Source organism: Tenacibaculum crassostreae (genome assembly GCF_964512405.1).
Classification (GTDB): domain Bacteria; phylum Bacteroidota; class Bacteroidia; order Flavobacteriales; family Flavobacteriaceae; genus Polaribacter; species Polaribacter crassostreae.
The window spans coordinates 118,599-131,505 of sequence record NZ_CAZELE010000001.1; the positions used below are offsets into that span (position 1 = coordinate 118,599).

Below are 12,907 nucleotides of genomic sequence, written 5' to 3' on the forward strand. Positions count from 1 at the left end.
AGGAACAAAATGACGGAGTAATCTTTTTAAATTACAATAATTAAATTTAAAGATTGCCATAGCTTTTACAAAAGCTTCGCAATGACAAAACACGACAAAATGAGTAAAGAAATAAAATCAGTAAACTACGGTTTAGAGAAAATATTTGAAGGAGCACAAGACTTCTTGCCACTTTTAGGAACAGATTATGTAGAGTTTTATGTAGGTAATGCAAAACAAGCTGCACATTTTTATAAAACAGCATTCGGGTTTCAATCTTTAGCTTATAAAGGACTTGAAACAGGATCGAAAGAAGAAGTTAGTTACGTATTAGTACAAGATAAAATCAGATTAGTACTAACAACTCCATTAAGTAGTAAGTCGCCAATTAACGATCATATTGTAAAACACGGAGACGGAGTTAAAGTAGTAGCGCTTTGGGTTGAAGATGCTAGAAAAGCATATGAAGAAACTACTTCACGCGGTGCAAAATCATATATGGAACCAACTGTTGAAACAGATGAGCATGGTGAGGTTGTAAGAGCGGGAATTTACACTTACGGAGAAACGGTACACATGTTTGTTGAGCGTAAAAATTACAACGGAACATTTTTACCAGGTTTCCAAAAATGGGAATCAGATTATAATCCACCAACTGCTGGATTAAAATATATCGACCACATGGTTGGTAATGTTGGATGGAATCAAATGGATGTTTGGGTAAAATGGTACGAAGATGTTATGGGGTTTGAAAATTTCTTATCGTTTGATGACAAGCAAATCCATACGGAATATTCGGCATTAATGAGTAAAGTAATGTCTAACGGAAACGGAAGAATCAAGTTTCCTATTAACGAACCAGCAGAAGGAAAAAAACGTTCTCAAATTGAAGAGTATTTAGATTTCTACGAAGGGGCAGGCGTGCAACATATTGCTGTAGCTACTGACGATATTATAAAAACCGTAAGTCAGTTAAGATCTCAAGGTGTAGAGTTTTTGTCAACTCCACCAGAAGAATATTATAAAGCAGTTCCTGGTAGGTTGGAAGAATTTAGCCACGAATTGAGAGAAGATATCGAAAAGTTAAAATCTTTAGGTATTATGATTGATGCCGATGAAGAAGGGTATTTATTACAAATCTTTACAAAACCTGTTGAAGATAGACCAACGTTATTCTTCGAGATCATTCAAAGAATGGGAGCTCGTGGTTTTGGAGCAGGTAACTTTAAAGCGTTGTTCGAATCTATAGAAAGAGAACAAGCGAAAAGAGGAACTTTATAAAAGATATTTTAAAAAGTAACAGCAAAAACCAAGAATCAAAACAAACTGTTGTGTTTCTTGGTTTTTAGTTATAAAAATGGATGGGTACTTAAATATAAAATCTCCCTTTTCTTAATATTTATTTTAATGTAGTAAAATGAATATATAAACCTATTTAATGATTAAAATGAGTAAAGAAGAAATATTAAAATCAATAGAAAACAAATACGAAGAGCTAGGAGTACCAGTAGAGGCAATGTTAGAAGGATTGCTTTGGAGTAAACCTATTACTTACTGGGACTATATCCAAACTGATGCACTTTTAGGATTACAAATTCCAAGAACAACACAACCCGATGAAATGGTGTTTATCATGTATCATCAAGTAAACGAGTTGTTGTTTAAAATGATTTTGTGGGAAATAGATCAAGTTGCTAAATCTGATGATATTTCCGCAGAAAAGTTCACCAAACATTTAATGCGTATTAGCAGATATTTTGATGTGTTGAGTAGCTCTTTTTCGGTTATGGGAGATGGTATGGATGTAGATCAGTACTTAAAATTCCGAAATACATTAACACCTGCAAGTGGTTTCCAAAGTGCCCAATACCGTAAAATAGAGTTCGCATCTACCGATCTTATCAATTTGATTGATGCTCGTTATCGTGATACAATTGATAGAAATTCGTCTTTTAAAAATGCTTACGATCATTTGTATTGGCAAGCTGCAGGAAAAAATTATTCTACAGGTCAAAAATCCACCTTGTTAAATCTTTTTGAAAAAAAATACATGGGTGAGTTTATTGATTTTATGGAAGATTATAACGATTGTAATTTGTCAAAGAAATTTAAACAACTTCCTAAAGAAGTTCAAGAAAATGAAGAGCTTGTTAAAGCAATACGTCATTACGATTACACGGTAAATGTAAAATGGGTAATGGCTCATTACAATGCAGCAGGCAAATATTTAGGAGGCGATGATACTGCATTAGAAGCAACAGGCGGAAGTAATTGGAGAAAGTACTTACATCCAAAATATCAAAGAAGAATTTTCTTCCCGTATTTATGGAGTGAAGACGAGCTGAAAAATTGGGGAACGTTCTAATTTTTAAACAAATATGTAAAGTAACAAAGAGGTAATTATTACCTCTTTTTTTATTTTGGAATGGTAATTGTCTATCTATTTTCATAAGTTTGAACATTATGAAAAAAAGAATATTATTTTTTGCTTTATTAATTGTCGCTCAAAGTTTTTTTGCTCAAAAAAAAGGAACTGCATATAAAAGTGGTGAATGGCTGCGATTTAATATGAGTTATAGTGGTTTTTTAAAAGCAGGTACAGCAACTTTAGAACTTAAAGAAGAAAATCTGAATAATAAAAAAGTACTACACTCTATTGGAAAAGGTAAAACAACAGGAGTAATAAGCTGGTTTTTTAAAGTTGAAGACAAATACGAAAGCTACTTCGGAATTGATAAGGTTGAGCCCTACTTGTTTAAAAGAAAAATTGACGAAGGTGGTCATAAAAAGAATCGACAAATAACTTTTAATCATGAAAAAAATACTGCTTATGTTCAAGATTTCAGAAAGAAAAAAGATACATTAATTTCTGTAAAATCTCCACAAGACATGATTTCTACTTTTTATTTTTTAAGAAGTCAGGATACTAAAAACATGAAAAAAGGAGAAGAAATTAAACTAGATATGTTTTTCGATAATAAAAGTTACCCGTTTAAACTTCGATTCTTGGGGTACGAAAATGTAAAAACAAAATTCGGGAAAGTAAGAACACAAAAGTTTAGACCATTAGTTCAAGCAGGTAGAGTTTTTAAAGAACAAGAAAGTGTTACTGTGTGGATTTCTGCCGATGATAATAAAATACCGATAAAAATGAAAGCATCACTAGCAGTAGGTTCTTTACGTGCTGAATTAGATGCCTATAAAGGTTTAGCTAACCCTTTTGAAATTATTGTTGATTAACTAAAATGTAATCAAGCTGTTTATGATTTGTTAAAGTGCAACAAAAAATAGTATTTATTTGTACTTTTGCGGATAAACTCAAATTTAAAGCAGCTTTTTTTGAAGAAAATCATTCTCCCACTTATTATTTTGTCATTTTTCTTTTCTTGTAAAGAAGAAAAGAAACCAGTAGAATCTAAACCTGTTGAAATTGAAAAACCTAAACCGGTAATAGCTTACGGGTTTAACCTCGACGATTATACAGTTATTAACGATACAATTAAAAACGGAGAAAGTTTTGGGGTTATCATGGATAGACACCATGTTATGTATCCAAAAATAAACGAAATAGCTACTAAAATTAAAGACACTTTTGATGTAAGAAGAGTCCGTACAGGAAGAGCTTACACAATTTTAGCCTCTAAAGATTCGTTACAACAGGCAAAAGTGTTTATTTATAAACATAATAAAGTAGAAGCAACAGTTATCGACTTTAAAGATTCGTTAGTTTCAGCATATAAGTACAGAAAACCAATTAAAATTGTAGAAAAAGAGATTGCGGGAAAAATCTATTCAAACCTATCTACTACAATGGATAGTTTAGGGTTAAGACCTACTTTAACTAATAGAGTTGCAGATATTTATGCTTGGACCTTAGATTTTTACCGACTTCAGAAAGGAGATAAGTTTAAACTTATTTTTGAAGAACGTTATATTAATGACACTACTTTGGTAGGTTATGGTAAAATTAAAGCAGCAGTATTTAATCACGGAGGAGAAGATTTGTATGCTTATAGATTTGTTGGTGATACTATAAAGAATATTCCAGAATATTACGACCAAGATGGAAATATGCTTCGTAGAGCCTTTCTAAAATCCCCAATAAAATTCCAGTACCGTGTTTCTTCTCGATATAACTTAAGAAGACGTATTAAGTTATATGGCAATAGAGTTAGACCACATAAAGGAACTGATTTTGCTGCGAGATATGGAACCGAAATTATGACTACAGCAAGTGGAACAGTTGTAGAATCAGCCAGAAGAGGCGGAAATGGTAATTATGTAAAAATTAAACATAATAGTACCTACACAACCCAATATTTACATATGAAGAGAAGAAAAGTTAGGGTTGGTGAGTATGTAAAACAAGGAGATGTTATTGGTTGGGTAGGTATGACGGGTAATACAAGTGGTCCACATGTTTGTTATCGTTTTTGGAAAAACGGTCGTCAAGTAGATCCATTTAGAGAAAAATTACCATCTGCAGAACCGTTAGATCCTAAAATTAAACCAACGTATTTAGAGTATATAAAACCGTTAAAAACTCAGTTGGATAGTATTAAACTTCCACAGCCAGAACCGCTTCAGTTTAAAGAAAAAGAAATTTTAGCTACACATTAATTATGCCTTTACAAAATATTAAACCCACAGAAACGGTAGCTTGGAAAAAGTTAACGCAGCATTTTAGCGAAATAAAGGAACGTGAGTTAAAAGAATTGTTCCGTGAAGATAAAAATAGAAAAGAGCAATTTTCTATTTCTTTAGGTGATTTATCTGTTGATTATTCTAAAAATAGAATAACAAAAAAAACAATGAATTTGTTGATTTCTTTAGCAAATGAAGTAGAGTTAAAAGATGCTATTGAAAAATATTTTTCTGGTGATAAAATTAATGCAACTGAAGATAGAGCAGTGTTACATACTGCTTTAAGAAGTAGTTCAGATATTCCTGTGTATGTTGATGGTAAAGATGTAAAACAAAAAATTCAAACAGCTTTACGAAAAATGAAAGCCTTTAGTAATAAGGTTATTTCAGGAAAATGGAAAGGTTTTACTGGGAAACCAATTACTGATGTAGTTAATATTGGAGTTGGCGGATCTAATTTAGGTCCAAATATGGTGGTAGAAGCACTTCAGTTTTATAAAAACAAACTTAATACTCATTTTGTTTCTAATATTGACGGAGATCATGTTTCTGAAACATTAAAAAAGTTAAATCCAGAAACTACTTTATTTATTATTGTTTCCAAAACGTTTACTACTCAAGAAACCATAAATAATGCAAATACAATCAGAGATTGGTTTTTAAAATCAGCCACTGTTTTTGATGTTTCAAAACATTTTGTTGCTGTTTCGGCTAATGAAAAAGCAGTGATTAGTTTTGGAATAGATAAGAAAAATATTTTTCCGATGTGGGATTGGGTTGGAGGTCGATTTTCACTTTGGTCAGCAGTTGGATTATCAATATGTTTATCTATTGGGTTTGATAATTTCAAAGAATTACTGCAAGGAGCTGAAGAAGTTGATAAGCATTTTAAGACATCAAGTTTTGAAGAAAATATTCCAGTTGTTTTAGCATTGCTAAGTGTTTGGTACAATAATTTTTTTGAAGCTGAAACCGAAGTAGTTTTGTCTTATACTCAGTATTTAGCAAAGCTTCCAGAGTATTTACAACAAGCTGTTATGGAAAGTAATGGTAAAGATGTAGACAGAAATGGTGATGAAATTGATTATCAAACAGGAACCATTATTTGGGGAGGAACAGGGGTGAATTCTCAACATGCTTTTATGCAATTACTTCACCACGGAACAAAATTAATACCTGTTGATTTTATTGGGTTTGAGGAATCTTTATATGGTTTAAATGATCATCATGAAAAGTTGATAGCAAACTACAATGCGCAACAAGAAGCACTGGCTTTTGGAAAAACGAAAGAAGAAGCGCATTTAGATTTAAAAGTTAACAATCAAATTGATTTAATCAATAAATTATTGCCTTATAAAGTTTTTAAAGGAAATCACCCAAGCAATAATTTGCTTTTTAAAAAACTAACACCTTTTTCACTAGGGATGCTTTTAGCAATCTATGAACACAAGATTTTTGCACAAGGGGTAATATGGAATATTTTCTCATTTGATCAGTTTGGTGTTGAATTAGGAAAAGAACTTGCTAAAAAGAGACTTTCTAAAGATTAAAAACTTCATTTTTCATTTATTTAACTAATCATTAGATTTTGTTAACAATTCTGTTGAAATATAATTTATTGACTTACAGGTGTTTTGTGTGTTTTTGCTAAATTGTAGTGTCTTAATTTAATGTTAAAACTTAACATTAAATTAATATTAGCAATAGGTAAAAGCAGGATATTTGCACCTGCATTTAATAACAATTAGATTAAAAAATGAAAACATTTAAAAATGTATTACTTGTAGCATTGTTTTTTGTAACAGCTACAGTTTTAGGTCAAGGGGTTACGACTTCTTCAATGGCGGGTAAAGTAGTTGATAGTTTTGACGAGGCTTTACCTGGAGCAAACGTATTGGTTACCCATATACCTACTGGAACAAAATATGGAGCAGAGACTAATTTAGATGGTCTGTATAGGATCTCTAATATGAGATCAGGAGGTCCATATAAATTAACAATTTCTTACGTTGGATATAAATCTTACGAAAGAGAGGGTGTTTTTTTAAGCTTAGGAGCATCAGAAACATTCAATGTTAAATTATCTGAAGATGAGAATATTCTTTCAGAAGTAGTAGTAGTAGCGAATACTTCAGTAAAAGAAGGTTCTGAAACTAAGGTGTCAAGAAAACAAATAGCTTCATTGCCAACAATTTCTAGAGACATCTCAGATTTTGCTAGATTAACACCTCAAGCACAAGTAACAGGAGATAATGTAATTTCTATTGGAGGTCAAAATAATCGTTATAATGCTATTTATTTAGATGGTGCAGTTAATAACGATGTGTTTGGATTATCAAGTTCTGGTACTAATGGAGGTCAAACGGGAGTGAGTCCTATTTCTTTAGATGCAGTAGATCAATTTCAGATTAATATTGCTCCATTTGATGTTAGACAATCTGGTTTTGCTGGTGGGTCTATTAATGCTATTACAAGATCTGGTACTAACCAAACTCAAGGTTCTGTATACTCTTTCTTTAGAAACGAAAAGTTAGCAGGTAAGACACCAGTTGATATAGCAGGAGATAATGAAAGAGAAAGGTTAGCTGAATTTACAGCATTAACATACGGAGCTAGAATCGGAGGTGCAATTAAAAAAGACAAGTTATTCTACTTTGTTAACTATGAAAGACAAGATAATGAAACTCCAAGAAGGTTTTTTGGAGATGACTATACTGGAGACACCAATGTTGCTGGTTTAACTAACTTAGCGCAGTTTATTCAAACGAACTACGGATATGATGTTGGTGGTTATGAAAAAGCTATTTCTTCTTTAAAGAGTGATAAGTTAATTGCCAAATTAGATTGGAACATCAATGATAATCATAAATTATCTTTGAAGCATTCATATGTTAAAGCTTTAAATAACAGAGCTAACTCGTCATCTACAAGATCTATTAATTTTGCTAATGGTAATCAGGTTTTTGAGTCTACTACTAACACGTCTACACTAGAATTAAATTCAAATTTTGGTAGTAAGTATGCAAATAATTTAGTAGTTGGTTACACAACTGTTAGAGATGATAGAGGTTTTAATGGGAGTCCATTTCCTAATGTAAGTATAAGAGACGGTAGAGGAAGAATTAATTTTGGTTCTGAACCTTTTTCAACAGCAAATTTATTAGAGCAAGATGTTTTAACTATTACTGATAATTTTGAAATTTATGCTGGAGCTCACAAAGTAACTATAGGTACTCACAATGAGTTTTCAAGTGTAAATAATGTTTTCTTTGGAAGAAATTTTGGATTTTATGAATTTAATAATGTAAATGATTTCATAACAAATCAAAAGGCTATTAGATATCGTTTAGGATATTCATTAATTGGAGGTAATGGAGATGCTTCAGAAGGTGCAGCAAAATTTGACGCTTATCAATTAGGAGTTTATTTTCAAGATGAAATAACTTTTTCTGATAGATTAAAAGTTACTGCTGGTTTACGTTTTGATATGCCTTTTTGGCAAAATGGTAGAGAAAATGAAGACTTTAACACTAGAACAATAGCATTGTTAGAAGCAGCAGGAAAAGATTTAAAAGGGGCTAGAGTAGGTAAAGGTATTGACTCTAAAGTTCATATTTCTCCTCGTGTTGGTTTTGCATGGGATGTAAACGGAAATGGTAAAACTAAAGTTAGAGGTGGATTTGGTATTTTTACTTCAAGAGTACCTTTAGTTTGGCCAGGTGGAGCATACAATAACAATGGTGTTACTTCTGGAAGAATTGATATTAGAGGGGCGTCTAATACACCTAACTTTAACCCAGATGTTAATAACCAGTTTAAAGATCCTGTTCCAGGAACTGGTGCTACAGGGGGAGCTGTTGATTTATTCGCTTCTGATTTTACTTTACCTCAAGTGTTTAAAACTAACATTGCTATTGATCAAAAGTTACCTGAGAACTTTGCTATTTCTGCTGACTTCATATGGAATGATAATATTAATGCAATTCAGTATGAAAACTTAAATTTAGCTGGCCCACAGTTTAGTACAACTGAACCTGGAAGTAGACCTAATTATGGTTTTCAAGAAGTAGATGGAACTTATCAAGGAATTTATTTAGCTTCTAATACAGACCAAGGACATTCTTGGAACTTCTCTACTACTTTAAGTAAAAACTATTTTTCTGATTTCTTAGATGTACGAGGTCAAGTGTCGTATTCTTACGGAGATTCTTATGTGTTAAATGACGCTTCTTCTTCTCAAAATAGTTCTCAATGGGCTAGAGTAGAAAATGTAGGTGGTGCAAATGATTTAAGATTAGGAAGGTCTGATTTTGCTCAAGGACATAGATTTTTAGCAAACTCATCTATTGATTTTAAATGGAACGACTGGAATAAAACAACTTTAGGTGTTTTCTATAATGGTGAACAAGGGAATGTAATTAGTTATGTTTATAATGATAGAGGGAATTTAACTTCAGATTCAGGAGAAGCAAATTCATTAGTTTATGTTCCTGCATCAGCATCAGAAATAAACTTAGTTGATGATGGTTCTTATACAGCAGCACAACAATGGGCTGATTTAAATAGTTTTATTGAAAGTAATGATTATTTAAGAAGCAGAAGAGGCAAGTTTGCTGAAAGAAATGGAGATAGAGCTAAATGGAGTCACGTAATCGACTTAAAATTCGCACATGAATTTAAGTTAAAAGGAATGAAAAACTCTCATTCACTAGAGTTAACAGCTGATATCTTTAACTTTACAAATTTATTAAACAAGAATTGGGGTAAAAGATACTTCTCTGGAAGTTTTAATGCAGTTCGATTAATTAACTTTGAAGGATTTGCATCAGATGGTACTACGCCAGAATATACATATGATCCAAGAGCTGAAACATCTCTTAACAGATCTGATGATAGTGGTTTAAACTCATCAAGATGGCAAATGCAAGTTGGAGTTAGATATAAATTTAACTAAAACTTATATAAAGATAAATTTAAAAACCACCTTCAATTGAGGTGGTTTTTTTATGCTTAAAAAGCAGTACATTTACAAACGTTTCTAAGAGGGGTGTTTAATCTTAATTTTTACACCTCAAGAGAAATAAATATCATTTTAATAATTATCAGTACGGATTCCGTACAAAAACTAACAAATCATGATGAAAACATTGCACTCTTATTGGGCTTATATTGTATTAGTAGTTTTAATTTTTACAGTTATAAATGCTGTCATAGGATTAATACAAAAAAAGGAATTCACCCATAAAGAATTTCGCTTAGGCTTATTTTCTTTAATAACAACTCACATTCAATTTTTAATTGGATTAGCAGTGTATTTTGTAGGAGGTTTTCAAAAAGGTTTAGGAGATATGAAAGATGCTCCTGTACGTTTGTTAGCGTTAGAACACCCATTAATGATGATAATAGCTATTGTTTTAATTACGATAGGTTGGTCTAAACACAAAAAACAAGTTAAGAGTGAAGCTAAATTTAAAACCTTTGCTATTTTTTACGGATTAGCATTATTGTTAATTCTCTCAAGAATTCCATGGAGTAATTGGTTTTAAGATAAAATTATAGTCCCGCTTTCGCGGGATTTTCTATTTTTGCGCACTAGTAAAACTTTAATAATGAAATTTCTAAGTTATATTCTTTCATCAATCTTTGCATTGGTGTTTTTTTCTATATTATTAATCTTTCATCCACTACAATGGATCGGATTAAAACTATTTGGTCAAGAAGGACATCAAAGGGTCGTAAATATTATGAACTGGTTTTTGATCAAATCTTTATTGATTTTAGGAATTCGAGTTAAAGTAGAAAACAAACACAATTTACCAGAAAACACGACACTTATTTTTGTGGCGAATCATCAAAGTACTTTTGATATTCCACCGATTATATGGTATTTCAGAAAACACTATCCAAAGTTTGTGTCGAAAAAAGAATTAGGAAAAGGAATTCCTAGTATTTCCTTCAACTTAAAACATGGTGGAGCTGCGTTGATTGATAGAAAAGATCCAAAACAAGCCTTATCAGAATTAGGAAAGTTTGCTAAACGAATTAATGAGAATAAATGGTCTGCAGCTATTTTTCCTGAAGGAACACGAAGCAGAACAGGAAAACCTAAAGCGTTTTCAGTAAACGGACTTAAAATGATTGCTAAATACAATCCTGAAGGATATGTGGTTCCGTTATCAATCAATAATTCTTGGAAAGTTTTTAAATATGGAAAATTTCCTTTAGGAATTGGAAGCCCAATAAAAATAATCACTCATCAACCAATAAAAATAAACAGTATGTCGTTTGATGAATTGATAACCAAAGTAGAAGCAGATGTTAAATCTGCAATACACTAAACAATAATAAACATATACCCTTTAAATTTTATGTCAATACAAAACATTCGAAAGGAAGTAATGCAAACGCTGGAAAAAAACATTGACAGTTTTGTAGACAAATTCTTAATGCCAATTGAAAAAATTTGGCAACCAACCGATTTTTTACCGAATTCACAACAAGATTCTTTTATAGAAGAAGTGAAAGAAATTCAAGAAATTTCTAAAGAACTTGATGATGATTTTTGGGTAGTTTTAGTTGGAGACACCATAACTGAAGAAGCCTTACCAACTTATGAATCTTGGTTGTTAGACCTAGATGGAGTAACACAACAACCAGATAATGGTTGGGCAAAATGGATTCGTGCATGGACAGCTGAAGAGAATCGTCATGGAGATGTGTTAAACAAGTATTTATACTTATCTGGAAGAGTAAATATGCGTGAGGTAGAAGTATCTACACAGCATTTAATTGCTGACGGATTTGATATTGGTACTGCTACCGACCCGTATAAAAACTTTGTATATACAAGTTTTCAAGAGTTAGCCACCTATATATCTCACTTAAACGTAGCAAAAATAGCGAAGAAACAAGGTCATAAAGCTTTAGCAAAAATGTCTAGAATTATTGCTGGAGATGAAATGCGCCACCATTTAGCGTATACCGAGTTTGTAAAAGAAATTTTCAAGATAGATCCTAGTGAAATGATGTTGGCGTTTCAACACATGATGAAACACAAAATTGTAATGCCTGCAATGCACTTAAGAGAGTCTTTTGAGGCAAAAGGAAGCTTGTTTGATGATTTTTCAACCGTTGCGCAAAGAATAGGCGTTTATACTGGTTTTGATTATGTAGATATTTTGAAGAAATTAAATGAAGCATGGGAAATAGATAAGATTACCAATTTAACTCCAGAAGCAGAAAAAGCTCGTGATTTCTTAATGAAGTTACCAGATAGAATGTATCGAATTACAGAACGAATTGTTGTACCAGATACAAAGTTCAATTTTAAATGGATGATTCCAGCTTAATATTAAATAAGCAACATCATTACGAGGAATTTATGACGAAGTAATCTGTTTGTAGAATAGATGTTAACAGATTACTTCACTACTGTTCGTAATGACGTTGCTTTTTTATTGAAGTATAAATTCGTCTCTATCATCCAAAAACTGAAAACGATTACGAATTTTTATTTGTTCGTCTTTATCTAGTTCAACAATCAATACTTCCTCAGTTCCTTGGTTGTTTTTTACTAAACAATTTCCTAAAGTATCGTAACAAACTGTATTTCCAGTATACTCATGCTTGTTAGCATCAAAGCCTACTCTATTTACGCCAATCGTATAAATCATGTTTTCTATAGCACGTGCTTTTAAAAGAGCATCCCAAGCTTCAATACGTGGTTTAGGCCAACTGGCTACATACAACAGTAAATCGTAATTTTCAGTATTTCTAGCCCAAACAGGAAAGCGTAAATCGTAACAAATTAACGGGCAAATTTTCCAACCTTTATACTCAACGATAATTCTTTCTGTTCCTGAAGAAAACACTTCATGTTCCCCTGCTAGTGTAAATGTATGTTTTTTATCATACGAGTCTATTTTTCCAGATGGATATACAAACAACAACCGATTGTAAAAGTGATCATTTTCACGAAGAACAATACTACCAGTAATAGCTGTAGATTTTTTTTGAGCTAAATTTTGTAGCCATTGTACTGTTTCACCTTCCATAGTTTCAGCAACAGTTGAAGCATTCATAGTAAAACCAGTGGTAAACATTTCTGGTAAAACGACTAAATCGATTTCATTAGACAAGTTATTGATTTTTTCTTCGAGCTGTTTTCTGTTTGCTGTCGGATTTTCCCAAACTAAATCCAATTGAATCATAGCTACTTGTAAAGTATTCGTTGTGTTCATGAATATACGCTGTTTGTACTATCAAAAATAGGATAAAAATTGTA

General features: G+C 31.9%; 10 protein-coding genes. 9 read left to right on the plus strand and 1 reads right to left on the minus strand.

What is annotated here, in order from left to right; translation table 11 throughout:
- The first annotated feature begins 99 nt into the window (after positions 1–99).
- From hppD to ACKTST_RS00590, 9 genes are all read left to right on the plus strand, one after another.
- Positions 100–1,260, plus strand: coding sequence for a 4-hydroxyphenylpyruvate dioxygenase (gene hppD / locus ACKTST_RS00550; RefSeq protein WP_408045846.1), 1,161 nt, complete (start codon positions 100–102; stop codon positions 1,258–1,260).
- Between the two features lie 166 nt (positions 1,261–1,426).
- Positions 1,427–2,344, plus strand: coding sequence for a tryptophan 2,3-dioxygenase family protein (locus tag ACKTST_RS00555; protein WP_408045847.1), 918 nt, complete (start codon positions 1,427–1,429; stop codon positions 2,342–2,344).
- A 98-nt stretch (positions 2,345–2,442) separates the two neighbouring features.
- A complete protein-coding gene (locus tag ACKTST_RS00560) occupies positions 2,443–3,219 on the plus strand; it encodes a DUF3108 domain-containing protein (RefSeq protein WP_408045848.1) in 777 nt (258 codons plus the stop codon).
- A 99-nt stretch (positions 3,220–3,318) separates the two neighbouring features.
- Positions 3,319–4,599: a peptidoglycan DD-metalloendopeptidase family protein gene (locus ACKTST_RS00565; protein WP_408045849.1), complete on the plus strand. Its 1,281-nt coding sequence runs from the start codon at positions 3,319–3,321 to the stop codon at positions 4,597–4,599.
- Positions 4,600–4,601: 2 nt separating this feature from the next.
- Positions 4,602–6,173: a glucose-6-phosphate isomerase gene (pgi, locus tag ACKTST_RS00570; protein WP_408045850.1), complete on the plus strand. Its 1,572-nt coding sequence runs from the start codon at positions 4,602–4,604 to the stop codon at positions 6,171–6,173.
- A gap of 206 nt (positions 6,174–6,379) precedes the next feature.
- Entirely contained in the window at positions 6,380–9,577 is a 3,198-nt protein-coding gene (locus ACKTST_RS00575) for a TonB-dependent receptor (RefSeq protein ID WP_408045851.1), read from the plus strand.
- Between the two features lie 184 nt (positions 9,578–9,761).
- Positions 9,762–10,169 (plus strand): hypothetical protein, encoded by a 408-nt coding sequence (locus tag ACKTST_RS00580; RefSeq protein ID WP_408045920.1) that lies wholly within the window; start codon positions 9,762–9,764, stop codon positions 10,167–10,169.
- 63 nt (positions 10,170–10,232) lie between these two features.
- Positions 10,233–10,961 carry a lysophospholipid acyltransferase family protein gene (locus tag ACKTST_RS00585; RefSeq protein ID WP_408045852.1) on the plus strand — a complete coding sequence of 243 codons (729 nt, stop codon included), beginning with the start codon at positions 10,233–10,235 and terminating at the stop codon, positions 10,959–10,961.
- A 30-nt stretch (positions 10,962–10,991) separates the two neighbouring features.
- The gene (locus ACKTST_RS00590; RefSeq protein WP_408045853.1) at positions 10,992–11,972 is read left to right on the plus strand and encodes an acyl-ACP desaturase; all 981 of its coding nucleotides are present in this window, start codon (positions 10,992–10,994) and stop codon (positions 11,970–11,972) included.
- A 105-nt stretch (positions 11,973–12,077) separates the two neighbouring features.
- Here the strand turns inward: ACKTST_RS00590 and ACKTST_RS00595 are convergent, their stop codons facing one another.
- Complete coding sequence (locus tag ACKTST_RS00595) at positions 12,078–12,863, minus strand: amidohydrolase (protein WP_408045854.1); 786 nt, start codon at positions 12,861–12,863, stop codon at positions 12,078–12,080.
- Between the last annotated feature and the right edge of the window lie 44 nt (positions 12,864–12,907).

Coding starts and splice junctions, on each gene's coding strand:
- ACKTST_RS00555 (WP_408045847.1), top strand. CDS start 1,427: ATGAGTAAAGAAGAAATATTAAAATCAATAGAAAACAAATACGAAGAG.
- pgi (WP_408045850.1), top strand. CDS start 4,602: ATGCCTTTACAAAATATTAAACCCACAGAAACGGTAGCTTGGAAAAAG.
- ACKTST_RS00585 (WP_408045852.1), top strand. CDS start 10,233: ATGAAATTTCTAAGTTATATTCTTTCATCAATCTTTGCATTGGTGTTT.
- ACKTST_RS00595 (WP_408045854.1), bottom strand. CDS start 12,863: ATGAACACAACGAATACTTTACAAGTAGCTATGATTCAATTGGATTTA.
- ACKTST_RS00575 (WP_408045851.1), top strand. CDS start 6,380: ATGAAAACATTTAAAAATGTATTACTTGTAGCATTGTTTTTTGTAACA.
- ACKTST_RS00560 (WP_408045848.1), top strand. CDS start 2,443: ATGAAAAAAAGAATATTATTTTTTGCTTTATTAATTGTCGCTCAAAGT.
- ACKTST_RS00580 (WP_408045920.1), top strand. CDS start 9,762: ATGAAAACATTGCACTCTTATTGGGCTTATATTGTATTAGTAGTTTTA.
- ACKTST_RS00590 (WP_408045853.1), top strand. CDS start 10,992: ATGTCAATACAAAACATTCGAAAGGAAGTAATGCAAACGCTGGAAAAA.
- hppD (WP_408045846.1), top strand. CDS start 100: ATGAGTAAAGAAATAAAATCAGTAAACTACGGTTTAGAGAAAATATTT.